Annotated in this window: 29 protein-coding genes; 9 read left to right on the top strand and 20 right to left on the bottom strand. The window is 63.6% G+C overall.

Features of this window, described 5'->3' with window-relative positions; translation table 11 throughout:
- Positions 1 to 2: 2 nt before the first annotated feature.
- The 4 genes from HKX24_RS11835 to HKX24_RS11820 are packed head-to-tail and all read left to right on the top strand — an operon-like array spanning position 3 to position 3,188.
- On the top strand, positions 3 to 1,361 hold the full coding sequence (locus tag HKX24_RS11835; RefSeq protein WP_271693461.1) for a sodium:proline symporter: 1,359 nt from the start codon (positions 3 to 5) through the stop codon (positions 1,359 to 1,361).
- 42 nt (positions 1,362 to 1,403) lie between these two features.
- Positions 1,404 to 2,492, top strand: a complete 1,089-nt coding sequence (locus HKX24_RS11830) for an ABC transporter ATP-binding protein (RefSeq protein ID WP_271693462.1) — start codon at positions 1,404 to 1,406, stop codon at positions 2,490 to 2,492.
- Complete coding sequence (locus HKX24_RS11825) at positions 2,489 to 2,839, top strand: Lin0512 family protein (RefSeq protein ID WP_271693463.1); 351 nt, start codon at positions 2,489 to 2,491, stop codon at positions 2,837 to 2,839. The genes HKX24_RS11830 and HKX24_RS11825 overlap by 4 nt, the downstream gene beginning before the upstream one ends.
- Entirely contained in the window at positions 2,832 to 3,188 is a 357-nt protein-coding gene (locus HKX24_RS11820; RefSeq protein ID WP_271693464.1) for a Lin0512 family protein, read from the top strand. Before HKX24_RS11825 ends, HKX24_RS11820 begins: the two co-directional genes overlap by 8 nt.
- An 18-nt stretch (positions 3,189 to 3,206) precedes the next feature.
- Here HKX24_RS11820 and HKX24_RS11815 read toward each other — a convergent pair whose 3' ends face one another.
- Positions 3,207 to 3,869 carry an HTH domain-containing protein gene (locus HKX24_RS11815; protein WP_271693465.1) on the bottom strand — a complete coding sequence of 221 codons (663 nt, stop codon included), beginning with the start codon at positions 3,867 to 3,869 and terminating at the stop codon, positions 3,207 to 3,209.
- Positions 3,870 to 4,052: 183 nt separating this feature from the next.
- On the opposite strand from HKX24_RS11815, the gene HKX24_RS11810 reads away from it, so the two are divergent.
- Genes HKX24_RS11810 through HKX24_RS11795 form a run of 4 tightly spaced genes read left to right on the top strand, consistent with a single transcriptional unit; the run spans position 4,053 to position 6,598 of the window.
- Positions 4,053 to 4,319, top strand: a complete 267-nt coding sequence (locus HKX24_RS11810; protein ID WP_067268177.1) for a twin-arginine translocase TatA/TatE family subunit — start codon at positions 4,053 to 4,055, stop codon at positions 4,317 to 4,319.
- Positions 4,320 to 4,323: 4 nt separating this feature from the next.
- On the top strand, positions 4,324 to 4,890 hold the full coding sequence (tatB, locus tag HKX24_RS11805) for a Sec-independent protein translocase protein TatB (protein WP_271693466.1): 567 nt from the start codon (positions 4,324 to 4,326) through the stop codon (positions 4,888 to 4,890).
- 5 nt (positions 4,891 to 4,895) lie between these two features.
- Entirely contained in the window at positions 4,896 to 5,753 is an 858-nt protein-coding gene (gene tatC, locus HKX24_RS11800; protein WP_067267932.1) for a twin-arginine translocase subunit TatC, read from the top strand.
- The gene (locus tag HKX24_RS11795; RefSeq protein ID WP_271693467.1) at positions 5,750 to 6,598 is read left to right on the top strand and encodes an ATP-binding protein; all 849 of its coding nucleotides are present in this window, start codon (positions 5,750 to 5,752) and stop codon (positions 6,596 to 6,598) included. The genes tatC and HKX24_RS11795 overlap by 4 nt, the downstream gene beginning before the upstream one ends.
- A gap of 57 nt (positions 6,599 to 6,655) precedes the next feature.
- On the opposite strand, the gene HKX24_RS11790 is transcribed toward HKX24_RS11795, so the two are convergent.
- The 11 genes from HKX24_RS11790 to cysG all read right to left on the bottom strand — a co-directional run bounded on the left by HKX24_RS11790 (position 6,656) and on the right by cysG (position 16,133).
- Positions 6,656 to 7,897: a M23 family metallopeptidase gene (locus HKX24_RS11790; protein WP_271693468.1), complete on the bottom strand. Its 1,242-nt coding sequence runs from the start codon at positions 7,895 to 7,897 to the stop codon at positions 6,656 to 6,658.
- Positions 7,898 to 7,958: 61 nt separating this feature from the next.
- Complete coding sequence (locus HKX24_RS11785; protein ID WP_067267929.1) at positions 7,959 to 8,615, bottom strand: protein-L-isoaspartate(D-aspartate) O-methyltransferase; 657 nt, start codon at positions 8,613 to 8,615, stop codon at positions 7,959 to 7,961.
- The gene (gene surE, locus HKX24_RS11780) at positions 8,612 to 9,397 is read right to left on the bottom strand and encodes a 5'/3'-nucleotidase SurE (protein ID WP_271693469.1); all 786 of its coding nucleotides are present in this window, start codon (positions 9,395 to 9,397) and stop codon (positions 8,612 to 8,614) included. Before surE ends, HKX24_RS11785 begins: the two co-directional genes overlap by 4 nt.
- Positions 9,398 to 9,469: 72 nt before the next feature.
- Positions 9,470 to 10,123 (bottom strand): SDR family NAD(P)-dependent oxidoreductase, encoded by a 654-nt coding sequence (locus HKX24_RS11775; protein ID WP_271693470.1) that lies wholly within the window; start codon positions 10,121 to 10,123, stop codon positions 9,470 to 9,472.
- 64 nt (positions 10,124 to 10,187) lie between these two features.
- The gene (locus HKX24_RS11770) at positions 10,188 to 10,448 is read right to left on the bottom strand and encodes a pilus assembly protein PilZ (protein ID WP_271693471.1); all 261 of its coding nucleotides are present in this window, start codon (positions 10,446 to 10,448) and stop codon (positions 10,188 to 10,190) included.
- 190 nt (positions 10,449 to 10,638) lie between these two features.
- Complete coding sequence (locus HKX24_RS11765; RefSeq protein WP_276154023.1) at positions 10,639 to 11,487, bottom strand: ferredoxin--NADP reductase; 849 nt, start codon at positions 11,485 to 11,487, stop codon at positions 10,639 to 10,641.
- A gap of 68 nt (positions 11,488 to 11,555) precedes the next feature.
- Entirely contained in the window at positions 11,556 to 11,987 is a 432-nt protein-coding gene (locus tag HKX24_RS11760; protein ID WP_271693473.1) for a DUF934 domain-containing protein, read from the bottom strand.
- Entirely contained in the window at positions 11,984 to 12,775 is a 792-nt protein-coding gene (locus tag HKX24_RS11755) for a phosphoadenylyl-sulfate reductase (protein ID WP_271693474.1), read from the bottom strand. The genes HKX24_RS11760 and HKX24_RS11755 overlap by 4 nt, the downstream gene beginning before the upstream one ends.
- Entirely contained in the window at positions 12,765 to 14,441 is a 1,677-nt protein-coding gene (locus HKX24_RS11750) for a nitrite/sulfite reductase (RefSeq protein WP_276154022.1), read from the bottom strand. The genes HKX24_RS11755 and HKX24_RS11750 overlap by 11 nt, the downstream gene beginning before the upstream one ends.
- Positions 14,441 to 14,737 carry a DUF2849 domain-containing protein gene (locus HKX24_RS11745; RefSeq protein WP_136720162.1) on the bottom strand — a complete coding sequence of 99 codons (297 nt, stop codon included), beginning with the start codon at positions 14,735 to 14,737 and terminating at the stop codon, positions 14,441 to 14,443. The genes HKX24_RS11750 and HKX24_RS11745 overlap by 1 nt, the downstream gene beginning before the upstream one ends.
- A gap of 1 nt (position 14,738) precedes the next feature.
- Entirely contained in the window at positions 14,739 to 16,133 is a 1,395-nt protein-coding gene (gene cysG, locus HKX24_RS11740) for a siroheme synthase CysG (RefSeq protein WP_271693476.1), read from the bottom strand.
- A 144-nt stretch (positions 16,134 to 16,277) separates the two neighbouring features.
- Here cysG and HKX24_RS11735 point away from each other — a divergent pair, with 144 nt between their 5' ends.
- Entirely contained in the window at positions 16,278 to 16,739 is a 462-nt protein-coding gene (locus HKX24_RS11735) for an Lrp/AsnC family transcriptional regulator (RefSeq protein ID WP_067265010.1), read from the top strand.
- Between the two features lie 40 nt (positions 16,740 to 16,779).
- Here HKX24_RS11735 and tpiA read toward each other — a convergent pair whose 3' ends face one another.
- The 8 genes from tpiA to HKX24_RS11695 all read right to left on the bottom strand — a co-directional run bounded on the left by tpiA (position 16,780) and on the right by HKX24_RS11695 (position 24,522).
- Positions 16,780 to 17,529, bottom strand: coding sequence for a triose-phosphate isomerase (gene tpiA, locus HKX24_RS11730; RefSeq protein ID WP_271693477.1), 750 nt, complete (start codon positions 17,527 to 17,529; stop codon positions 16,780 to 16,782).
- Positions 17,530 to 17,612: 83 nt separating this feature from the next.
- Positions 17,613 to 17,975, bottom strand: a complete 363-nt coding sequence (locus HKX24_RS11725; RefSeq protein ID WP_067265014.1) for an iron-sulfur cluster assembly accessory protein — start codon at positions 17,973 to 17,975, stop codon at positions 17,613 to 17,615.
- Between the two features lie 53 nt (positions 17,976 to 18,028).
- A complete protein-coding gene (locus HKX24_RS11720; protein WP_271693478.1) occupies positions 18,029 to 18,742 on the bottom strand; it encodes a DUF3307 domain-containing protein in 714 nt (237 codons plus the stop codon).
- A 113-nt stretch (positions 18,743 to 18,855) separates the two neighbouring features.
- On the bottom strand, positions 18,856 to 19,473 hold the full coding sequence (locus HKX24_RS11715) for a hypothetical protein (protein ID WP_271693479.1): 618 nt from the start codon (positions 19,471 to 19,473) through the stop codon (positions 18,856 to 18,858).
- Between the two features lie 117 nt (positions 19,474 to 19,590).
- The gene (locus HKX24_RS11710; RefSeq protein ID WP_271693480.1) at positions 19,591 to 20,802 is read right to left on the bottom strand and encodes a glycerophosphodiester phosphodiesterase family protein; all 1,212 of its coding nucleotides are present in this window, start codon (positions 20,800 to 20,802) and stop codon (positions 19,591 to 19,593) included.
- Positions 20,803 to 20,989: 187 nt separating this feature from the next.
- Complete coding sequence (locus HKX24_RS11705; RefSeq protein ID WP_209218051.1) at positions 20,990 to 21,352, bottom strand: SUF system Fe-S cluster assembly protein; 363 nt, start codon at positions 21,350 to 21,352, stop codon at positions 20,990 to 20,992.
- Between the two features lie 93 nt (positions 21,353 to 21,445).
- The gene (gene rimK / locus HKX24_RS11700) at positions 21,446 to 22,828 is read right to left on the bottom strand and encodes a 30S ribosomal protein S6--L-glutamate ligase (RefSeq protein ID WP_271693481.1); all 1,383 of its coding nucleotides are present in this window, start codon (positions 22,826 to 22,828) and stop codon (positions 21,446 to 21,448) included.
- Positions 22,829 to 22,896: 68 nt separating this feature from the next.
- A complete protein-coding gene (locus HKX24_RS11695) occupies positions 22,897 to 24,522 on the bottom strand; it encodes a mechanosensitive ion channel domain-containing protein (protein WP_276154021.1) in 1,626 nt (541 codons plus the stop codon).
- Between the last annotated feature and the right edge of the window lie 141 nt (positions 24,523 to 24,663).

The following is a 24,663-nucleotide window of genomic DNA, read 5'->3' as shown; positions in this document are numbered from 1 at the left end:
CCATGCAAACCACTGTTCTTGTCCTTCTTTTCGCAGCCGTGATCCTTGCCAGCCTCTTGGTGGCACCGCGCCGCGCGACGGTCGAAGGCTTCTTTGGCGGAGCCAATGCGGCAGGCCGCGCGCCGGGGCTTTGGGTGCTGGTGCTGAGCCAAGTCACCACATGGATTTTCGCCCGCAGCCTGATGAACGCGGCGATCTTGGGTTATTTTTACGGCATCGCGGGCACACTGGCCTATGCGGCCTATTACGGGTCTTTCCTGACGGGCGGTTTCATCGTCGGCCATCTGCGGCGCGGCGGCGCGCGGTCGGTGCAGGACTGGCTGGCGGGGCATTTCGGGAGCGCGGGCACGGCGGCCTATAACCTCGTGATCGGGCTACGGCTGCTCTCCGAGGTTTTTGCCAATCTCTTGGTCGTCGCGCTGATTTTCGAGGCCGTCTGGCCCGGGTCGGGCACGCTTGCTGTGCTGATCGTCGCCGCCCTTGGCTTTGGCTATTCGGCGTGGGGCGGGCTTTCCGCCGCGCTGCGCACGGATGTGGTGCAGATGCTGGTCTTTCTCGTCGTCTTCGGCCTTGCGCTCGGCGCGCTGCTGCTCAGCCCGGGGTTCGAGCTTGGCGCGGTGCTGAGCGCGCCAGGAGCCTCTGGCTCCTACAACGGCTGGGTGCTCTTGGTCGTGGCGCTGTTGCAGGTCTTTTCCTACCCGGCGCATGACCCGGTGATGATGGACCGCGGCTTTCTCGCGGATGAGGCGACGACGCGGGCGTCTTTCCTCCATGCCTTCTGGATTTCGACCCTTTGCATCATCGGCTTTGGCTTTTTCGGCATCCAAGCCAGCCTGACCGGCGCGGCCTATGAGGGGGAGCTTATCGGCACATGGGGGCAAATGTTCCCGGGCTGGATTTTCGTGGCGCTGATGCTGTCGCTGCTGGTCTCGGCGCTGTCGACGCTCGACTCGGCGCTCGCCTCCGCCGCGCGGCTGATGGTTGAGGAATGGCGCATCGCGCCGCGCAGCCTGAGAGGCGGGCGGCTGGTGATGGCGGGGTTCATGGCGCTTGGTGCGCTGCTGACGCTTTGGGGCAACGCCACGCTCTTTGATGCCGTGGCGGTGAGCGGCACCGCGTCGATGTTCCTCACCCCCGTGCTGCTGGTGGGGCTGGTGGCGGGGCGCGCGATCCCGGTCTGGAGCTACCTTGCCGCCTTTGCCGCCGCGATGCTGGGGGCTGCGGCCTATTTCGCGCGGGGCTGGGGATGGGTCGCGGCACTTCTGCCCGAGGGGCATAAATACGAGCAATTGCTGGTGATCTGCATCATCGTGCTGCTGGCCGGGTTTGCAGCGGTGCTTGCGGGGGCACGGCGGGGCTGATAGCTGGGTTTCCGAGCGATTTGATCGGATACCGCAGCCTCCATGAGTGACCCCACCCCCCGTCTGGAAATCCGCAACCTGCGCCGCGCCTATGGCGGGCGGCAGGTGGTCGATGACGTATCTTTGCAGATCTTGCCGGGGCAGGTGACCTGCCTGCTTGGCCCCTCGGGCTGCGGCAAATCCACCACGTTGCGCATGATCGCGGGCGTTGAGATGCAGGACAGCGGCACGATCCATGTCGATGGCAAACTGATCTGCGACACCATGTTCCGCGTCCCGCCCGAGCGGCGCGAGATCGGCCTGATGTTCCAAGACTTCGCCCTGTTCCCGCATCTGAGCGTTGCCGACAACGTGGGCTTTGGCCTCAAGAAAGGCACGCGTGAGGAGAAACGCGCGCGGATCGAAGAACTGCTCGAACGGGTGGACCTGCTGCGCTATATCGACGGCTATCCGCACCAGCTTTCGGGCGGGGAGCAGCAGCGCGTGGCGCTGGCCCGCGCGCTGGCCCCGCAGCCACGTATCATGCTGATGGATGAGCCGTTTTCCGGTCTCGACAACCGCCTACGCGATGGCATCCGCGACGAGACGCTGAGCATTCTCAAGGAAGAGGACACCGCCGTTTTGCTGGTCACCCATGAGCCGGACGAGGCGATGCGCATGGCCGATGAGATTGCGCTGATGCGCGACGGCAAGATCGTGCAGCAAGGCGCGCCCTACAACGTCTATACGCGGCCCGTGGACCGTGCCTCCGTCGCGTTTTTCAGCGATGCCAATGTGCTTGAGGCCACGGTGACCGGGGCATTGGCCGATACGGTCTTTGGCCAATTCCTTGCCCCCGGGGTGCCCGACGGCACGCCCGTAAATATCGTCTTTCGCCCGCAACACCTGCGCATCGATTTTGACCGGGCGGGCAAGGGGCCGCGCCCGACGGCGACCGATGGCACACCGGCCCGGGCGGTGGTGGAACGCGCGCGCTTCATGGGCAACGAAAGCCTCGTGGAGTTTGTGTTGGAAGAGGACGGATCGCGGCTCAAGGCCACGGTGCCCAATGTCTTTCTGCCGCAACCCGGCGCCGTCATGTGGCTGACCGTGCGCCGCGACCGTTGCTTTGTCTTTCCGGTGACCTCATGAAGCCGCTGTTGGTGGAATTCGGCATGGGCTCCTCCCTGCGCCGCGGTGATTATACGCAGGCCGCGAAACGCGCGGTGCAGGATGCGCTGTGGCACAATTCGATCAATCTGGCCGAGCTTTTCGGTTTCGATAAGTCGGCCATGCGCATCATCCTCGACGTGGGCGTGCAACGGCCCGATCTGGTCGATGCCGAAGCGCTGCGCGCGGTCTTTCCCTATGGCGAGGTGACGGTGAAACTGCATCACGGCGGCCTCGACGTGCCGCGCCCCGAAGGGGAAGGGAACCCGACGGTTATGGCCAATGTGGCGCTTTCCGTTGGCTTCGAGATGGAGCGCGCCGATGGCTGAGCAGCGGATCATCATCGAAATGGGCATGGGCAACGATCTGCATGGGATGGACTATACCAAGGCCGCCGCCCGCGCGATCGAGGATGCCTTGCGCCATTCCTCCCTGCCGCTTTTCGGCGCGTTGGACGTGACGCCCGACCAGATGCGCGTGCAGGTCACCGTGGCCGTGCAGGAGCCTGAGAAGGTGGATGTCGACGCGCTGGTGGCGAAACTGCCGCGCGGTCGCGCCAAGGTCCGCGCGGTGGAGGGCGGGCTGAATGTAGCCACGGGACAGGATACCATCGTGATCGCGCAGGCCAGTGTCGAGGCGTTTTTGCCCCCGCAAACCGGCTGGCGATTGAAGGGCTGAGGCGGCGTTGATCTGGGGTTAGGGGCGATGATCCGCGAGCGTTCTGCCCGGCTCGTCCACGAACAACTCCGGTAGCGGCTCAGCGCTCTCGATCTGATCAAGCGGCAGGGTCACGAAATCCGCCGCCCCCTCGCTCCAGGCCGTCAGCAGCCAGAACCGCCCCCAATTGCGCACCTCAAGCGGGCGTACCACCTGCGGAGCTTCGCCGATCACCGCAATCCGCAGCTTTTGACGGGCCTGCACCGCCGCGCGCAGCACCGGCAGATGGGTGAAAACCCGCGTGGCTTTGCCCTGCGACCTCAGCGCCTGCGCCCATGCGGCACCCTCGGCAATGGTCTCGGTCGGCAGCACCGCGTCGAATTTGGCGGCCAATGTTTCTGCTGCGGCTTGCAGGGCGGGGTCGCCCACCTCTGCTGCGACAGCGAGGCCGAGGTTCAGCGCCTCCAACTCCGCCGCCGTCAGGGTCAGCGGGGGCAGGGTGATCGCAGGGATGATCCGATAGCCTTCGCCCCGCGTCCCAGCGATGGACAGGCCCGCCGCGCTGAGCTTGCCCATATCGCGGTAGATCGTGCGGGGGGAGACGCCGAACTGCCGGGCCAGATCCTCGGCCCGGTGCAGCCGCCCATCCCGCAGCCTGTCAATCAGCCGGACAAGCCGATCTTCGGTTTTCGCTGATACCATGTTGCCTCCTGACGCTCCTGACAAAAACATGTCACAGCTGGAATTGCACGCCTGAAAATCGGCAGTCCTTCGCCCGCAGCACCGCCCATCCGCCGCATTGCCCCTTCATGGTCCCGGCGCCGCCCGCTATCACGGTGCAGACTGGCGCGACGAGACTGCGCCAAACATGATGGGAGAACAGACATGTTGAACAATATCGGACTGCCGGGCCTGCTGCTGATCGCGGTTGTCGTGCTGGTGCTTTTTGGCCGTGGCAAGATTTCCTCGCTCATGGGCGAAGTCGGCAAGGGCATCACCAGCTTCAAAAAGGGCATCAGCGAAGGCGAAGAAGAGAACAAGCGCGACGAGATCAAGCATGTCGAAGACGTGCACCATGCTGACCTGCCGGAACATGCCGATCAGGGCACCCATCCCAAGACCGACCTGAAGGCCGACAAGGACCGGGTGTAACCCGATGTTCGATCTGGGTTGGACGGAACTTTTAGTCATCGGCGTGGTGGCCCTGATCGTGGTCGGCCCCAAGGACTTGCCCGTGCTGTTTCGGCGCGTCGGGCAATTCGTGGGCAAGGCCAAAGGCATGGCGCGTGAATTCAGCCAAGCGATGAACGATGCCGCCGATGAAAGCGGCATGCGCGAGATGTCATCGTCGCTGAACAAATCGCTCAAAACGGCCAGCAACCCGCTGGGCAGCGCCATGGATGAGGTCAAGGACGCGACCCGGTCACTGACCAATTTCGACCCTGAGAGCGAGACCGGCAAACTGGCGGCGCAAAAGGCCGAGGATGTGAAGAAGATCCAAGCCAGCACCGCGCGGGCCGCCGCCGAACGCAAGCAACGCGAAGCGGCGGAGGCTATGGCCGAGGCCGAAGCGGCAGAGGCGAAGCTTTCGGACACCGCCCCGGCCAAGGAAGCCCCGGCGCGGCCTGTGATCGAAAAAGACGCAGGTCAGGCCCAAGCGGCATCGGACGATGTCGCCGCCAAGACCTCAACGGCACCCAAAGCTGCCGCCAAGAAAGAGTGAGTTGAATGAGCGCCACCGACGATTATGACGAGATCGACGACAGTTCCGCCCCGCTGATCGAGCATCTGGCCGAGCTGCGCACGCGGCTGATCCATTCGGTCATCGCCTTCATCATCGGCATGGTGATCTGCTTCACGGTGTGGAACCCGATTTTCAACTTCCTCACCGAACCGCTCTGCTCGGCCATGGCGGAGCGAGGGCAGGAGGATTGCGGGCTGATCCTGATCAAGCTGCAGGAAGGTTTCTTCGTCGCGATCTCGATCTCGCTTCTGGGCGGGCTGGTGCTGGGCTTTCCCTTCATCAGCTACCAGCTTTGGCGCTTCGTCGCCCCGGGGCTCTACAAGAACGAGAAGGGGGCTTTCCTGCCCTTCCTGATCTCTTCGCCGGTGATGTTCTTCCTTGGCGCGGCTTTCGCCTTTTACGTCGTCACGCCGCTGGCCTTCGACTTTTTCCTTGGCTTCCAACAGGCGGGCACGCTGGTCGGTGGGCCGGATGGTGAGAACGGCATTGCGGCCATCGCCTTCCAAGGCTCGGCGCAGGAGTATCTCTCGCTCACGATCAAGTTCATCGTGGCTTTCGGCCTGTGTTTCCAGTTGCCGGTTCTGCTGACGCTGATGGGCAAGGCCGGGCTGGTCAGTTCCGAAGGTCTGGCCAATGTGCGCAAATATGCGGTGGTGGCGATCCTCGTGCTGGCCGCGCTGGTCACCCCGCCGGATGTGATTACGCAGGTGATCCTTTTCGTGGTGGTTTATGGCCTTTACGAAATCTCGATCTTCCTCGTGCGCCGGGTCGAGACAAAGCGCAACGAAAAGCTGCGCGAAGAGGGCTACTTTGACGACGAAGACGAGGAAGACCTGCTGTGATCAATGATCCGATGGACCGTATCGCGGCGGCGCTGGAGCGTATGTCTCCCGCGCCGCTCGCCGCGCCGGACTTCGATGCGGCCACTGCCTTCGTCTGGCACACCGACCCCGACCGTCTGATGCCCGTGCCGCAGGTCGCGCGGATCGACCTGCCGCTTCTGGTGGGGGTGGATCGGGCGCGGGATACGCTCTTGGCCAATACCCGTCAATTCGCGGCGGGGCTGCCTGCGAACAACGCGCTGCTCTGGGGAGCGCGGGGCATGGGGAAATCCAGCCTTGTCAAAGCGATACACGCTGATGTTCAAGCATCACATGAAGCATTGCGCATCGTTGAACTGCAGCGCGAAGACCTGCCTTCGGTCGGGCGGCTTCTGACCCTGCTCCGCGGGGCCTCGCAGCGGTTTATCCTGTTTTGCGACGACCTTAGCTTTGGCCATGACGACGCGCATTACAAATCGCTGAAGGCCGTGTTGGATGGGGGCATCGAAGGGCGGCCCGAGAATGTCGTACTCTATGCCACATCGAACCGCCGCCACCTGATGCCGCGCGACATAATCGAGAACGAGCGCGGCAGCGCGATCAATCCTTCCGAGGCGGTCGAGGAAAAGGTCTCTCTCTCTGACCGGTTCGGGCTCTGGCTGGGGTTCCACCCCTGCGATCAGGACCAATATCTGGCGATGATCCGCGGCTATTGCGATGCCTTCGGCGTGGAGATCGACGACGACACATTGCGCGCCGAGGCTGTCGAATGGCAGGCCACACGCGGCGCCCGCTCGGGCCGGGTGGCCTGGCAGTATTTCGTGGATTTGGCGGGCCGAAAAGGCGTTCCCGTTTCGGGCGGCTGAGCGCCGGACGGTATTGGCGAAAGGGCCCGCATATTCTGCGGGCCCTTTGTCGTTTGGTTACTGAATGTAGGGCGTCGGATCGACGCTCTCAAAGCCTTTGCGCACCTCGAAATGCACATGCGATTCCGATCCGCCGCGCAGTTTGGCAATCTGCTGGCCACGGCTGACGCTATCGCCCTTAGCCACATTCACGCCATCGACATTCGCATAGACCGTGAGCAGGTTATTGGCATGGCGCACCACGACGATCGGGATGCCCTCCGCACTTTTGGTGATCGCGGCGACGGTGCCCGCCTCGGCGGCTTTCACCGGCCCGCCGGGGCTGCCCTTGATGTTGATCCCCTCGTTCTTGCCCTTGGAATAGGCGCGGATGATGGAGCCTTGGACCGGCGGGGTCATCTTGGTCGCCTTTGCCGGGGCGGTGGGCTTGCCCACATCGGCCACAGGCTCTTTCGGTTCGACCTTGGGCGGCAGGGGCTGTGCGGTCTCATCCTGCGGCAGCGGTTTGGCGGCAGAGGGCGGCGTCGGCGTGGGGGTGCCTGCGCCGGGCGCGCTGGTGACCGGCTGCACGGGGCGCGAGGCGGCGGCGCTCGACGCGGTGTTGGTCGCCTGACGCGGGGGCGCCTGTTTCTCGACCGGGATCAGCAGGAATTGGCCCTCGCGGATCGCGAAATCGGGGCCGAGGCCGTTCCACTCGGCCAGTGCCTTGACCGGCACGTTGTAAAGACGCGCCACGGTATAGGCGGTCTCGCCACGCTCGACCCGGTGGCGCACAGGCTCTTTCGCCTGCGGTGCTGCGGGCTGCGGCGCAGGCGTGCTGGTGGTGCCTGCAGGAGGCAGGCTTTGGGTCTGCACGCTGGGGGTCGCCGGGGCGCGGTCGATGGCGCTGCCGGCAAGGGTGGTAATGTCCACGGCGCCATTGGTGCCCGGCGCGGGCTCAGACACGCGGCGGGGCAGGGCGATGATCTCACCCTGGCGGAGCGGGACGCCCTGATCAATCCCGTTGTAGCGGGCCAATTCGCCGCTGTCGGCGCCCACACGCGCGGCCACGTCTTTCAGCGTATCGCCCCGGCGGGCGACGACGACTTGGTAATTGGGATAAGAGATCACGCCCCGGGCGTCGGGCTTGGGCCGGTCTGCCAAAGGCCCGCGCGCGGCTTCGGCGGTGGAGAACCCATCGCCAAAGGTGCTGCGCATGTCGTAATCCAAGGGCTGATTTTCGCAACCTGCCAGCAGTATCGCACTGGTCCCGGCCATTAGGGTCAGCCGCATGGGGCGGCGCAAGCGTGTTTGGCGCATCTGCAAGTCCTCATCTTCGCCCCCAGACGGTATGGGGCGTTGTCCGTGTCTCTGTAACCTATTAGCCGTCCTTGCCCAAGCCTTCCAGCAGGGGGACAAAGCGCACGGCACGCAATTCGTCGTATTCCAGCCCATCAGCGGTCTTTCGCACGCGGATGAGGTGTTGGACCGTGTCGGATTGGCCGACGGGCAGTACCATGATGCCGCCTTCCTTCAACTGCGCCAGCAGGGGGCCGGGCGGGTCTTCGGCGGCGGCGGTCACGATGATCCGGTCAAAGGGGGCCTGTTCGGCAAGGCCAAAGCTGCCATCGGCGGTGATCGCGGTGATATTGGTCAGATCCATCGCCTCGAACACACCGCGCGCCTCTTGGACCAGACGGCGGTGCCGGTCGATGGTATAGACCCGCCGGGCGAGCTTGCTGAGGATCGCCGCCTGATAGCCCGAGCCGGTCCCGATTTCGAGCACCTTATCGCGCGACGAGACCTGCAAGGCTTGGCTCATGAGCCCCACGACAGAGGGTTGGCTGATGGTCTGGCCGCAGGCGATGGGCAGGGGCATATCCTCATAGGCGCGGCTGGCAAAGAGGCCGCGAATGAAGGGGCCACGGTCGATCGCTTCCATCGCTGTCAGCACGCGCGCATCAGTCACGCCTTTGGAGCGCAGCGCGTAGAGGAACTGCATCTTGCGTTCCGCTTCAGAGATGGGTGGCTCATTCATCCGTTGATGCCCGCCAGCGTTTCGAGGGCCGCGTGATCCGTCAGGTCGCAGCGCATCGGGGTGACCGAGACATAGCCGTCAAGGTTGACGCAGGCATCGCTGCCCGGTGCCGTTTGCACGCGTTGATCGCCGCCCTTGATCCACAAAAAGCGGCGGCCTGAGGGCGACAGATGTGCTTCGGTCGAAAACCCGGTGCCGGGGCGGCGGCCCTGAGGGGCCAGCCGGATGCCACGCACATCAGCGCCCGCTACGGGCGGGAAGTTCACGTTGTAGAAAAGCCCGTAAGCCGCGTCTTCCTTGGGGCTGTGATCCAAAATGCGACGGCAGGTCTCGACGCCGTGCTGGGCAGCGGCCTCAAAAGGATCCGCCAGATCGCGGTTAGCGGGGCCGTAGTATTGCGACAGGGCGATGGCGGGCAAACCCTGCAACGCCGCCTCGATCGCGCCGCCAAGCGTGCCGGAATAGAGCGCGTTTTCAGCCGCGTTATTGCCCCGGTTCACGCCGGAGAGCACCAGATCGGGGGGGGCGGCGGTCATCGTGTCGTGGATCGCGGCAAGGACGCAATCGGCGGGGGAGCCTTCGGTGGCGAAGACGCGTTCGTCCAATTGCGTGATCATCATCGGCTTGGTGTAGCTGATGCAATGGCCCACACCGGATTGCTCGAACGCCGGTGCCACGGTCCAGACCTCGCCCGCAGGCCCGGCCAGTTCCTCGGCGATGGCGCGCAGCACGGCCAGACCGGGCGCGTTGATGCCGTCATCGTTTGTAATCAAAATACGCATGAATGGCCCCTTTTTGCCTTGATAGGCGAGGGGCGGACCGGCGGCAAGCGCAGCGCGCCGGTGCCGCGCGGTTCAGGAGGCGGAGTTTTCCGACAGTTGCGCCAATACCGCAGCGGCCTGCGTGGCGGTGTCGCTCAGCGCCGCGCGGTCTTCACCGGGGAAGAAGCGGGCGCGGGTGGCGGTGGGCATCGGCTCGGGCGTGAGGATATGGACACGGGGGCCGATCTGCGCGGTCTCGACCTGCCAAGAGGTCGCCAGCGCGATCTGCGCAGCCTTGGTGGCCCCGTAGCTGCCGAAGAATTTCGTGCCCGCACGCGGATCGTCAAAGAAGACCGCCGTGCCATCCGCTCCCAAAAGCGGCGAGACAAAGGTGATCAGCCGCGCGGTGGCGGTGACGTTTCCGGCGATGGATTTCTCGATATCCTTGGCGTCGATGTGATCGGTGGGCGTCAGCGGGGAGGCATGGACGGCGCAGTGCAGCCAAAGGTCAAGCCCGCCCCAGCGGTCATGGATGCCCCGGCACAGCACGGCCATGGCATCGGCGTTGGTGATGTCCATCGGCGCCAAAGTAGCGCTGCCGCCCTTGGCTTGGATACGGTCGTCCAACTCTTCGAGCGCGCCGGTCGTGCGACCGACCGCGATGATGTGATGGGTGGGGGCCAAGGCTTCTGCCAATGCGGCCCCAAGGCCGCGCGATGCGCCGGTGATCAATGCTGTCTTGCTCATGCGCGGGATGTGCACTGCCCCGCGCGGCAGGTCAAGAGGCGCGCGCCGCGCCTCCCTCAAGGTTTCAGCCCTGCGGCAGGCGCAGCACCTGATTGCCGCGGCGGCTGGACAGCACCAACGTCCCTTGCCCGATGGCGGAGACGATGCCGCCTGCGACCTGATCGCCCACTTCGACGCGCGAGATTTTACCGCCACCTTCGCGGATCAGCGCGCCGGGCGTGCTGTCGCTGCCGAAGATGCCGATCAGCGCCGTGCTGGACAGGTCGGCTTTTTGAGTTGCCAGATCGGAGACTTTCTTTGGGGTCGGGGTCCCATTGCTCGCCATTGATATGCCTTTCGCCTGTGGTTGCGTTTCGCGCGGCAGTCCCCCGCGCTCGCAAGGCGTCAGCTAAGCCCTGCCGCAGTGCAGCGGAAGGGGGCGTTTTCGGGATGCGCAGGGTTCTGCCAAAGCGTCGGCAAAGCTGCGCCGACACCTTGGTTGTAACGCTGCGACCTTTCGTAAGGCTTAATTCGGCTCAGCCGACGAAAGCCTTTTCGACGACGAAATGCTGGGGGTCGGAATTGGCACCCTCGGTGAGGCCAAAGCCTTCGAGAATCTCCATAATATCCTTGTTGAAGCCAAGGCTGCCGCAGACCATGGCGCGGTCATGGGCGGCATTGATTTGGGGCACGCCCAAATCTTTGAACACCGTGCCATCCTGCAAAAGGTTGGTGAGGCGGCCCATCTTGGGGCTCTCTTCGCGGGTGGTGGTCGGGTAATAGCGAATCTTGGCAAGGTTTTCCGGGCCGATGAGTTCCTGCATCAGCTCGTCGGCCCTCAGCCCTTCGATCAACTGCCGGCCATACTCAAGCTCTGCAACGTCGCGGCAGGTGTGGGTGACGATGACCTCGTCGAATTTCTCATAGGTCTCAGGCTCGCGCAGCAGGCTTGCGAAGGGGGCAAAGCCGGTGCCGGTGGCGAACATCCACAGCCGGTCGCCGGGCAGCAGCGCGTCATGGACCAGCGTGCCCACGGGTTTGGGCCGCAGAATGATCTGATCGCCGGGCTGGATGTGTTGCAGCTTGGAGGTCAGCGGGCCGTCTTGCACCTTGATCGAGTAGAACTCCAACTCATCGTCCCACGCGGGCGAGGCGATGGAATAGGCGCGCAGTAGTGGTTTTTGCTTGCCGGTTTCGGGATGCGGGTCGCCCATCAGGCCGATCATCACGAACTCACCCGAGCGAAAGCGCAGGGAAGCGGGCCGGGTTACCCGGAACGAGAAAAGCTGATCGGTCCAGTGGGTGACCGAGGTCACGGTCTGGGCATCGGGCAATGTCGGGACGGGCTTGGCGGCGGTTTGGTTCACTGTGCTCTGCTCGGTCATCATGGTTTCCGCAAATCGGGTTGCGGCCTCTACTTATGGCAAGGAAGGGGGGAGGGCAATGAAGCGGCCTATTTGGCCGCGGTCGCCGGTCCGGATGCGGCACCGCGCAGGCGAGACTGATAGTCATGGGCCTGCCAATCGGCGCGGGCGCGCCATTGGTCTTCAGGCTGGCGGGCGGCCAGATCCTCGTCGATCTCGACCTCATCGAACCCGGCGCGGCGCGCCATGGCGTATTGGTCGGCCAGCACATGCCCGCGGGCGCGTAGGCGGCCCGTGTAGCCGCGCAGGCGCAGAACGCGGGCGATGGTAAAGCCGCGCCCATCCGCGAAAGAGGGGAAATCGACGCGGATCATCTCAAGCGCCGGGGTCAGGGTGAGGGCATGGGCATCGGCGTCAGAGGCCAGATCGACGGCGCGGCAATCGTTCGCGGCGCCATCCTCGCTATAGCCTTGGGTCCAGTCGTCGGTGGTGAAGCCTGTGTCGGTGACGAGTACGCTCATGATTTGTCTCCTGTTCGGACCACTTTGCCGTTCACAAAGTGGATGCCGCATTCTTCTTTGTTCTGATCGCGCCAGCGCCCGGCGCGCGGGTCTTCGCCCGGGGCCACGGGCGAGGTGCAGGGCGCGCAGCCGATCGATGGGTAGCCCTTGGCCACCAGCGGATGCCGGGGCAGGCGGTTTTCGGTGATGTAATCGCTCACGTCGGACGTGGCCCAATAGGCCAGCGGGTTCACCTTGATGCGCGGTGCGGCACCGTCTTCGGGGATCTCGGTCTCAAAAAACTCCAAGGCCGCGCGGCTGCCCGATTGAAAACGTTTACGTCCGGTGATCCAGCCGTCATAGCCCGCAAGTGCGCTCTGGAGAGGCCGGGTCTTGCGCAGGGCGCAGCAGGCATCGGTGTCATACTGATGCAGCGTGCCATCGGGATCCTGTGCTGCGATTTCTGCGCTGCGCAGGGTGGTGACATTGCGCAGACCGAGGCGCTCGCTCAGTTCCTGTTGGTAGACGAGCGTTTCGGCAAAGAGCATCTCGGTATCGATGAAGAGCACCGGGATGTCCCGCGAGACCATGGAGGCGAGGTGCAACAGCGCCACCGATTCCGCGCCAAAGCTGGAGACGAGGGTGAGGTTCTCGATCTCCGCATCGGCGCGGCGGATCACATCCGTCGCCCCGTGGTGGCGCAACTCGGCGTTGAGCCGTGCCACCTTTTCCTCGACCGCGCGTAGCCCCTCGGGGGGCGGCGCAGCGGTATTTGAGAAAGGATGAAGTTCAGGGGTGTCAAGCGGCATTGGCCCGGTCCTTATTGGCCGTCTCGGGGTAGAGCACCGCTTTGAAAGGCGCGAGGCCGAGGCGGCGGTAGGCTTGCAAGAAGGTCTCGGCGGGATCGTTGCGCAGGTCGAGGTAGCCCAGCACAAGGCGTTCGATGGCCGGGATGATCTCCTCGGCCGAGAAGCCGGGGCCGGTGCGGGTGCCGAGGCTCGCGTCCTCTGTGCCGTCGCCGCCGAGCGTGATCTGGTAGTTCTCTACGCCCGCGCGGTCGAGGCCGAGGATGCCGATGTGGCCCACGTGGTGGTGGCCGCAGGCGTTGATGCAGCCGGAGATTTTGATCTTGAGCGGGCCCACGTCATGTTCGAGCTTCAGCTCGTCGAAACGGGTGGCGATTTCCTGCGCGATGGGGATGGAACGCGCGGTGGCCAGCGCGCAGTAATCCATGCCGGGGCAGGCGATGATGTCCGAGATCAAGCCGATGTTGGCGGTGGCGAGTTTTGCCTCTTTCAGCGCGGCGTGCAGTTCGGGCAGGTCGCTGCGGTGCACATGGGGCAGGATCACGTTCTGCTCATGGCTGATGCGCAGCTCGTCATGGCCGAAGCGGCGGGCGAGGTCGGCCATCACGCGCATCTGGTCTGCCGTCGCGTCGCCCGGCGTGGCGCCATGGGCCTTGAGGCTGATCGAGACGATGGCATAGCCCGGCACGCGGTGCGCGGCGAGGTTGGTATCGGCCCAGGCGCGGAAGGCCGGATCGTTGGTATAGGCGGTCTCAAAGGCCCCGAGGGAGGCTGTTTTGAACGCGGGTGCTGCGAAATCGGCTTCGATACGCGACAGCATTTGCTGGTCGACGCCGGTGAACTGGTCGCGGATCAGCGCATATTGCGCGTCGACCCGGGCGCGGACGTCTTCGATGCCGTTCTCGTGGACGGTGATCTTGATGCGCGCCTTGTACTTGTTGTCGCGGCGGCCCAGCACGTTGTAGACGCTGACGATGGCTTCGAGCGTGGGCAGCAGATCGTCGGCGCTGACAAATTCATAGAGCACCTTGCCGATCATCGGGGTGCGGCCAAGACCGCCGCCGACGATGACTTCGAAACCCTGTTCGCCGTCATGCTCGACAATGCGCAGGCCGATGTCATGGGCCTTGATCACCGCACGGTCGGCGGCGGCGCCGGTGACGGCGACCTTGAACTTGCGCGGCAGGAACTGGAATTCCGGGTGGTCGGTGGACCACTGGCGGATCAACTCGGCCACGGGGCGGGGATCGGCGACCTCATCGGCGGCGGCGCCGGCGAAATGGTCCGCCGTCACGTTGCGGATCGTGTTGCCGGAGGTCTGGATCGCATGCAGTTTCACCTCGGCCAGCGCGTCGAGCATATCGGGCACATCGCGCAATTCGGGCCAGTTGTACTGGATGTTCTGACGGGTGGTGAAGTGGCCGTAGCCCTTGTCCCATTTCTCGGCGATATAGGCGAGTTGGTCCATCTGGGCGCTGTTGAGCGTGCCATAGGGGATTGCCACGCGCAGCATATAGGCGTGCAGTTGCAGGTAGAGGCCGTTCATCAGGCGCAGAGGTTTGAACTCATCCTCGGTGAGCGAGCCGTCGATGCGGCGCTCGACTTGGGCGCGGAACTGGGCGTTGCGCTCGGCGAGGAATTTGTCGTCGAAGTCGGTGTAGCTGTACATCAGACGGTCTCCTGTTTGCCGTGGGCGTAGTTCGAGGGGCCGGTGGCGCGGAACTCTTCGCGGAAATGGGTGGGGCGGGGGCCGCCTGCTTCGGGGGCCACATCCGCGAGGTAGACGCCGACGACCAAATCCTGCTGGCTTAGTGCGTCGATCAGGCGCAGGTCGGCGTCGGCCTCATCGGTGAGGACTTCGGCTTCACTCAGTTTGCGGGTCCAGCCGGTGGCGGTTTGATAGACGACATCGCCTTCGAGCAGCGCATTGGCGGTGATGACCTTGGGGGTGAAGGGTTTGGGCATGTCAGGCCAGCTCCTCTAGCGGGGTTTCGGTGGCAACTTGGACGGCGGCGCGCGGGGCGAGGCCGTAGAAGGTGAGCGCGGGGCCGGTCATTTCGGCATCGGCGAGATCGCGCGGCAGATCGTTCAGCGTGGTCGACAGCACCCGCTGATCGGCGCGCGAGGCGTTTTCGATCACGGTGACGGGTGTTGCGCGGTCGGCGCCGTGCATCAGCAGGCGGCCTTGGACAAAACGGGCGGATTTCTTGCCCATATAGATAGCGGCGACTTCATTCGGGCGCGCGAGGGCAGCCCAGTCGTGATCGGCGAAACCTTTCATGTCATGCCCGGTGAGGAACCGGACCGAGGCATTGCGCCCCCGTTTGGTCAAGCTCTGCCCGATGCCCGCCACGGCGGCGGAGGCGGCGGTGATGCCGGGCACGATGTGCCAGCCGATACCATGGGCGTCGACTGCGTCGATCTCTTCGTCCAGACGACCGAAGACTGTGGCATCGCCGGATTTCAGCCGCACGACCTGCGCACCGCTCTGGGCATGTTCGACCAGCAGGGCATTGATATGCTCTTGGGCAGTGGAGGGGCCGAAACCCTCTTTGCCGACGTCGATCATCAGCGCCTCGCGGCGGGCAAGTTCGAGGATCTCGGGGCTGATCAGCCGGTCGTAGATGACCACATCGGCCTCATCCAGCGCGCGGCGGGCCTTGAGCGTCAGCAGTTCCGGGTCGCCCGGGCCACCGCCAACAAAGGCCACATGGCCTGCGCGGGCTTTGCGGGTGAGGTGGGTGTGCAGCAGGGTTTTCAGCGCCGGGCGCACGGTATCCTCGCCCTCAGCCATGGCGCGGGGGCCGGTGGCGAAATAATACTCCCGCCAGAAATCACGGCGCGCGCGGCCCATGGGCAGGGCATCGGCCAGCTTGCGAAAGCCTTTGCCGATGCGCGCCAGCGGGCCGAGGGTGACGGGCAGACGCTCTTCCAAATCGGCCTTGATGGCGCGGGCCAGCACCGGGGCGGCACCTTCGGTGCCGATGGCCACGGTCACCGGGTCGCGGTCGACGATGGCGGGGGTGATGAATTCGCTGTCATGCAGGTTGTCGACGATATTGACCAGCACGCCCGCCGCATGGGCCAGCGCGGCGTTTTCAGCATCCAGCGCGTCATCTTCATCCGCCGCGTAGAACAGCCGCGCGCCGGGCAGATCGGCGGCAGTAAGGGCGCGGCGGTGCAGGGTGAGCTTGCCCGCCCCCTGCCACTCGACAATCTCTGCCGCCGGGTCGGGGGCGAAGACATGCAGCGCCGCCTTGGTTTTCATCAGCAGGCGCAACTTGGCCAGAGCGGCTTCGCCGCCGCCGGAGAGGAGGATCTTTTGCCCGCGGGTGGCGAGGAAGATGGGAAAGTGATCCATGATGCGCCCTGTATTCTGTTTGACGTGACCTCTTATATAGGAAATATTCCCGATAATTGGCTATATGCTGGCGCAGATAAGAACATGCGTTCGCTTTGGCCGCAGGTTGAGTGTGAACGTCCTGCCGGGACGAGAGAGAAGAGAATGACTGTCCGAATTGATGAGACCGACCGGAAGATTTTGGCGCAGCTGCAACGGGATGCGAGCCAATCGCTGGACGATATTGCCCGTGAAGTGGGGTCTTCGAAAACGCCGGTGTGGAATCGGATACGCAAGCTGCGCGAAGCCGGGGTCATCGGCCAACAGACCGTGGTGCTGGATTCCGAAGCGCTTGGGTTCGAGGCCTGTTTCTTTGTCCTGATCCGCACGTCAGAGCATGAGGCGGCTTGGCAGGCAGCGTTTTTGCAGGCGTTGAAAGACCGGCCCGAGGTGCAGGAGGCGCACCGTCTGGCGGGGGATATCGACTATATCCTAAAGGTGCGGGTCAAGAACGCGCGGGCTTATGATGTCTTTTATCAGGCGCTGATTTCAGAGGTGAAGGTGCATAACGTCACGGCGCTTTTGTCGATGGAAGAGATCAAATCGACGACGATGCTGCCGTTGTAGCAAGGTGGTGCGGCGGAGGGCTCCGCCGCCTCGCATTGTGTTAAGACTGGGCGAGGGCCGTCACGATGGGCGCGAAATCCTCGGCCTTGAGGCTGGCCCCGCCGACCAGTGCGCCATCGACGTTTTCGACCGCGAAGATTTCGACCGCATTGGCAGCCTTTACCGAACCGCCGTAGAGCAGGGGGAGCGCATTGCCGATCTCCGCGCCGAAACGGTCGATCAGGCGGGTGCGGATGAAGTCATGCACCTCTTTGATCTGCGCAATGCTAGGGACCTTGCCGGTGCCGATGGCCCAAATCGGCTCATAAGCGATGACGGTGTTCCCGGCCTCCACGGCATCCGGGAGGGAGCCGTCGAGCTGCGCGCCGATAATGTCGAGCGTTTGGCCCGCGTCCCGTTCGGCTTCGCTTTCGCCGATGCAGATGATGGCGGTGAGACCGGCACCCCATGCGGCCCGTGCCTTGGCTTGTACATCGGCGTCAGTCTCGCGGTGGGCATCGCGGCGCTCGGAATGGCCGAGGATCACATGGCTGGCCCCGCTGTCGGCAACCATCGCGGCAGAGATATCGCCCGTGTAGGCGCCCGCTTCTTCGGCATGGCAATCCTGTGCGCCGATCTGGATCGGGCTGCCATGGGTGGCGTCGGTGGCGCGAAAGAGGAGGGTGCTGGGCGGGCAGATCACGACCTGCGGCGGGTTTTCGGGCAGGCCGGTGGCAAGGCTGTGAAGCTCTGTCAACGCGGCGGCGGTGCCGTTCATTTTCCAGTTGCCGGCGGCGATTTTGGGGCGCATCGGTTCCGTCCTGATCTGTTACTGTTGCCAGATCAGTTCGCAGGCCCGCAGCCTTTCGTCAAGGCCGGGGCCGATCGGCGCGCTTACTTCGCGCCGAGGCTTTCGTCGAATTTAATCGATTCGCCGCAGCCGCAGGCTTCGGTCACATTGGGATTGCGGAATTTGAAACCGGACTCGAGCAGCGTCGTTTCATAGTCGATCTCGGTGCCGAAAAGGAACATCTGCGCCATGGGGGCGATCATCACCCGCGCGCCGTCCTGCTCGACCACCTCATCGTTGGGGTCGGTCGCTTCGACGTATTCCATGGTATATTCCATGCCCGCACAGCCGCCTTTCTTGACGCCGATGCGCAGCCCTGCGTGGCCCGCCGATTGCATCAACTTCGCAATCTGGCCAGCGGCTTTGGGGGTCATGGTAACGGCTTGCTTGCCGGGAATGCCAAACATCACAAATCTCCTATGCCGCCAAGATAGGGGTGCGGCGCGGCGATCTCAAGCCGTCAGAAGGAATTCATTGCCGCCTTGGTGGCAAAGGCCGCGATGAGCGCCCAGCCGAATGAGGCTAGCGTGCCGATAATCACGTATTCGCTTATCTTCTGGTTCTTTTTCACGGTGTCAAAGCGCAGAATCGACTTTGCCGCGATGAGAAAACCGATGCCCGCAGGCTCGCCGATCATGACCATTAGAAAGATCAACGCGCGTTCCAGCAGGCCGATCATCCGGCCCGCATTCTCCAACCCATCCGGTTGGGCCTGCGCCTTGTGCGGCAGCATCAAACCACCCACGGCGGGACCGCCTGCGAGCGTCGCGGTGATCAGCCCCGCGATAAACAGGGCGGGCGGGATGAGCATGCTGCTGTGGTCGGCCCAGATGCCGCGGGCAAAGGCGTCGGGGGCATAGTGGACAAGGGCTACGATGGTGATGAGATGGGCGAGTTGATCGGTAAGGTAGGACCAAAGCCGGTCGCGCTGGTGCGCCGGCACGGCGTAGGTCTTGAGCGCATCAATTGCGGTATGGGCAAGCGCGAGGAGGGCGGCGGGGATCAAATTGCCGCCGAGGGCCAATGCGGTCAGGGCAAAGACGATAGCGCCGTGGAGCAGTAGCACTTGCGGCTTGCGCTTGGCGGCGACCATCGCATTGGTTTGAAAAACGAAATCGGCCAGCAAGTGAGCGATCAGGCAGGCGAGAGCGGTGGCGATGGCCTGTTCGGTCATAGAAATTCCGGTAGTTGGTGATGGCGTCCATTTGAAAAGCCATGGCGAGCCGGGACAAGTGTTTTCTTATGGTGTTTAACAGTCTAATTTGGCTGTAATTCGGTAAAACAGGCTTAAAGGGCTGTTTTGGGCGCCTCGAGTACCTCGCAGACCTCCCGCAACTCATCTATCCCCGCCGCCTCCACATGGCCCTGCACACTTTGCTGTGTCAGATCAAACTGCCGCGCAAGCTCTGCTTGGACGGGCGGGTCGGGGGCCAGCATGTAGTAGGCGACCTCGGCTTGGCGCTTGGTCCAGCCGCCCGCGATCCGGTCGGCGAGCGGTAGGGCCGTGCGCAGGGCGAGGGGGGCGTCGGGTGCATGCATGCGGCGCGCGCGGGGCATGTTGTCGAGCGCGTGGCCGGAGCTGACCAAGGCCGCTCCGTCCGCGCGGGATAGGTCGTTACCTGCGAAATGCGCGGGGCCGATACCGATGCCAAAGCGGGTGTCGGCGGTCTTGCCGCAGCGGCGCACGGTGGCGCGTAGGACGAGGGCTGCGCGGAAGGTGAAAGTGGGCGCCACGGCCATCTGCCAGCCATCTCCGCGAAAACGGGTCATCCGGGCGGGCTGGCCTTGCCAAGCAGTCAGCGCCTCGGCGGCATCATCAAGGCGCGCGAAAATGGCATCCAACTCCGCCCGGCTCATCGCAGAGGATTTCACGATATCGCCGGTAAAAATTGCCCAAGTTTCCATGGCTTGCCCCTTGTTTCCCGCAATGTCGCAGGAAGGTGAAATCCATGCAAGCCCGGCCACGGAAAAGGGCCGCCCGAAAGGGGGTGGCCCTGATGGCGTTCTAACGGCTAGGACCGATCAGAGGCCCATGCAGTTCGCATAATAGGTCACGGTCGCGGGCCAGTCAGAGAAGACACCGGCCACGCCCACGTCTTTGGCCAGCACATCCAGCGCCACCAGATAGTCGCTGTCGTCTTTCACGATGTCATTGACCGACTGGAAGTACCAACCGCCACCCGAGGCGAGCGGGCCGGAACGCTCCAGCGTCCATGCGATCAGGATCAGCCCTGCTTCTTTCGCGGCCATGGCGTATTCGGATGCGGCAATGGCGCCGTCCTTATTGGTCAGCATCATGTTGAGCGAGGGGGCGAGGTAGTTCACGCCCTTGGCTTTCAGATCAGCGAAATCTTCGGCCCAAGTCTCGGGGTTTTGCTCATCGAAACCATCGGACCATTGCACCAGATAGACGGCCTGTTTGCCGAATTCCGGTGTGTTCTCAATCCAGTAAAGCACGTCTTCGAGGTTGAAGGACTGCGGCCAAACGTCGGAGGCGGGGATGCCTGCGGCGACATATTCATCCACCAGCTTCTGCGCGTAGTCTTCCTGAGAGAAACCCTCATGCGGCATCTCGACGGAGGGGGATTTCAGCTCTGGCGTGAACTTGGCGCCCAGAGATTTGAACAGTTCGATCGATTCCGCATGGGTCATCAGATCGGCCTTGTCGCTGTAAAGCTCGGTGCGCCAATTCGCGACGCCGCCCTGATAGTCTTCGGCGGTGGTGGCGGTCTTGTCGGCGCTGTCCATCTTGGGCGTCAGGGTGCGGAATTCGGCCAAGGTGATGTCGGAGGTGCGGCATTCGGCGCTGGCGGGCGTGTCACCCGACGCGGCAGTGAAGCCGGTGGTGCATTTCTCGGCCAGATCGGAGACGAGGATGTTCGTCGTGGTGTGCAGGTCGTTCTGGGCGTGGCGGCAGACCAGTTCATGATCGGCGGTAAAGGTCACGTCGCATTCCAGAATGCCCGCGCCCATACGCGCGGCGGCGACGTTGGATTGCACAGTATGCTCAGGAAACATCAGCGGCGCGCCACGGTGGCCGATGGAGAAATCGGTTTTGGTGGCGTCTTGCCCCATGCAGGAGGCCAGCTTGTCCTTCAATGCGCCCTCGGGCAGCTTGTCCACCAGATAGGCCGGGCGGGGGCCGTATTCCACCGGTGTCGCGGCGGCGTGGGTCTCGGCCAGTGCCATGCCGGGCGCGAGGGCCAGAGCGGCGAGAGAAACAAGTGTTCGCATAATGTTATCCGTTCGTGAATGAAGTTCTGGGGCTTCTATGGGTGCCCGATGTAACGGTTTCACGACCGGATCATGTCAGTCAAATGAACAATCCGCGGTGAACCCGCTCGGCGGGAAGCGGCCAAAAGAAAACGCCGCCGATGAGTTACATCGACGGCGTCTTTTGTTCGCGCTGCGAAACTGTCGGTTACATGAAGCCCAGTTCGAGACGGGCTTCGTCAGACATCATATCCATGCCCCAAGGCGGCTCCCAAACCAGTGCCACATTGACCTGCTTGACCCCGGCGATCGGCTCAACCGCATCGGCAACCCAGCCGGGCATCTCACCGGCCACGGGGCAGCCGGGCGCGGTCAACGACATCTTGATGTCGACTTCATTCTCGTCGTTGATGTCGATGGTGTAGATCAGCCCCAGTTCATAGATATTCACCGGGATCTCAGGGTCATAGACCGTGCGACAAGCCTCAACGACCTGCTCGTAAAGCGGGTGGTCGGTGGAAGAGGGCGCAATCAGCGGTGTCCCTTCGAGTGGTTGGGTCTGTTCGGTCATCTCTTGCCTCGCATCATTCTCGACTTTTTATATAGGGATCGCGGGCAGAGGCGTAAAGTGGCCCCGCACCGTGAGGGGCCGCTGCCGCCCGCGTTATCCCCCTTTGCGGCGCCGCGCGGGCTGTGGCTTCACACGGGCTTCGATCTCGTCATAGACCTTGCCGACGATGTCTTTCTTGGTGGCATTCTCGATCCCCTCGAAACCGGGGGAGGAGTTGACCTCAAGCACCTTTGGCCCGCTTTCCGACCGCAGCAGATCGACCCCGGCGATGCCAAGGCCAAAGGCCCGGGCGGCGCGCACGGCGGTATCGCGTTCCTCTTTCGAGATGCGCACGACCTTGGCCGAGCCGCCCCGGTGCAGGTTTGAGCGGAAGTCCCCCTCGGCGCCCGTGCGTTTCATAGAGGCCACGACCTTGCCCGCCACCACGAGACAGCGGATGTCTTCACCGGCGGCTTCCTTGACGAAATCCTGCACGAGGAAGTTGGCGCGCAGGCCACGGAAGGCGTCGATCACACTCTCGGCGGCCTTCTTGGTTTCTGCCAGCACGACGCCCTTGCCTTGGGTCGACTCCAGCAGCTTCACGATCAGCGGCGCGGTGCCCACCAATGCCATCAGGTTGGAGGTGTCTTTCGGCGATGCGGCAAAGGCCGTGGTCGGCATGCCAATGCGCTTGGCGGCCAAGACCTGATGCGCATGCAGCTTGTCGCGGCTCGCGGTGATCCCGGCCGAGCCGTTGACGCAATAGGTGCCGATCGTTTCGAACTGGCGGATCACGGCGGTGCCATAGGGGGTGATCGACGCGCCGATGCGCGGGATCACCGCGTCGTAGCGCGGCAGGCGCTTGCCGTCGTAATGCACCTCGGGGGCCAGTTGGTTGATCGCCATATAGCAGCGCGTGGTGTCGATCACCTCAACCACATGGCCGCGCGCTTCGCCCACCTCGACCAGCCGGCGGGTGGAATAGTTGTCTTCCCGGCTTAGCACGGCAATGCGCAGGGCGCGCTGCGGCGCTTTGTGGCGTAGGCTGGCGGTGTGGTAAACGTCGTAATTCAGGTCAGGTTGCAGCCGTCGTTCGGTGGCCGAGATGTTGATATGTTCGGTCAGCGCCTGACGGCCCAGCAGCATGCGGCTGGTCATGGTGCCCCGGTTGGTCAGGGTCACGTCGATGGGCCAGCTTTGGCCGCCGACCTCAAGCGTGGTGGCGATGACGAAACGTTGCTCGGATTCGCCGTTGGAAGAGGTCACCTCGCGCCGGTCAATGATCGGGGCGGAACAGGTGATCGAGATATCCTCGCGCCCGGAAATGGGATGCACGTTGAACCGCACCTTGGGCTTGGAGGCGGGGCCGAAAACTTCGATGTCATGGGCATGCAGCGCCGAGGTGCGCGCGCCGGTGTCGACTTTTGCTTTGATCGCGGGCAGGCCAAGATCGGGCAGGGCAACCCATTCTTCCCAACCGAATGTGAGTTTTTCCATTGCCTGCTCCTTAGGTCATTGGTCTGCCTGCCTAACCTGCGGCAGGGGCTGCATCAAGCGGCGCGATGTCAGGGGGTGCCCATATCCGCGGGGGCGGGGGGCAACATGCGGACGTCGTCTTCTTTCTCCATCCGCGCGGCGGCGGCAAGAAGTTCCTCGCGCACGCGGCATTCGATATCCCAAAAGGTGGCGGCATTGTCGGTGGGCAACTCGAAGCGCACCTTGATGCCAAAGGCATCTTGGTCGAGCACATGCACCTTGGCCTTGTCCATCGGTTTGACATCATCGGGGTCTTCGCGGGCCAAGAGGTCAAAGAACACGCGGCGCAGGGCTGCCACATCGGCGTTTTGCGACAGGGTCAGAATGATGGGGCGCACCATGGCGTGATCCTCGATCGACCAGTTTTCAAAGGCGTCGGAGACGAAATAGCTGACCGGCACGATCAGCCGGGTGCCGTTCCAGTTGAGCAGTTGCACGTAAGTAAAGTGAATTTGCTCAACGGTGCAGAAATGCCCTTCGAAGATCAGCTGATCCCCGATCCGTGCAGAGCGGTTCAGCGCAATCTGGATAGAGGCGAGGATATTGCCCAGAACCTCACGCGCGGCGAAACCCAAGACGATGGTCACCGCACCGGCAGAGGCCAGCAGCGACAGGCCAAGGGTGTTGTCCGCATTGCTGGAGACGAGGATCACCCCCGAGGCGACCAGCACGGCGATCACGATCACCCCTTTACGCGCCGCCGCGATTGTCGTGGCGATGGAGCGCATATGGGCGTTCATCGGATCGGCAAGCTCATAGGCGTTGTTGGGGCTGATCCGGTCAAAGATCTCGTCAAAGGTAAAGACAATGGCGAGGGCGGCGGCGGTAACATAGGCGATCAGCAAAATCGGGCTCAGCACCGCGTCGATAAAGCCCGAGACGACCAAGACCCGACTGGTGGCCGTGCCGATGATCGCGGCGCAAAGCACGATGGCGGCGGGCCAGCGGAAGGAGCGGAGCACAAAGCGCATCCAGCGGCGTTTGGCGGCCTGCCCAAGGCGGCGCATGATGCTGAAGGCGAACCAACCGGCTGTGAGTGCGACCGCCATGAGAAGGGGCAGGAACAGCACTTCCCAGAGGTACATGCCCCAAAAGGCGCGGATGCGCAGCCAGTCGGGCAGCATCGTCTCAAGGTCCGTGGGGCCATACTGCGCGTGGAGATGCGGAATGTTGTCGATGCTTTGGCGCGAGAAGACCCAGACAGGCTCAGCATCCTCACCGGGTTTGATCCGGTTGAGCCGCAGTGGCACGTCATGGCCGCCCAGTTCCAGACGGTCGATCAAGAGCGAACGGCGCACGCGCCCGGTGTCATTGTCCTCGGCCGAGCCTGAGAGCCAGCCGTCGGGCCGGTCCGCCAGCCTGCGCCATGGCACGACGACCTTGCGCTCCATCAGGACGGAAAGTTGAAAAGCGCGCTCGGCCCCAATAACCGCCTGATCCCCTTGCGGCAGGTCCGACAGGTCAAGGATATGGGCCGCGTCCGAATAGTGCCCATTGTCGGTGAGGTAGATGAAGCTTTCTAACGCGGCCATCGGTGTGCCGCGGTCCAGCGTCTCAGGCGGTGGCGGCAGGCCGGGGTTCAGCTCGGTTGTTTGGAACCATTTCTCCTGCGCCTGCCCGGTGGCGGCCCCCGTCAGCAGCGCAATCGCCAGCACGAAGGCCCCCAGAAAACGAGGAAACACAGTCGCGAAAGCGCGTGGGAGTAAGGCAAGCCGCTGCATGGATAGCGCAATGTAGCGGGGGTTCGGGCAATTCAAGGCTACGCGGCGCTTTGAAACGCTATTTGCGGGCGTTCG

The sequence above is a fragment of the Sulfitobacter sp. M85 genome (assembly GCF_029285915.1).
Classification (GTDB): Bacteria; Pseudomonadota; Alphaproteobacteria; order Rhodobacterales; family Rhodobacteraceae; genus Sulfitobacter; species Sulfitobacter faviae.
This window is presented reverse-complemented; position numbering and strand designations above follow the sequence as displayed.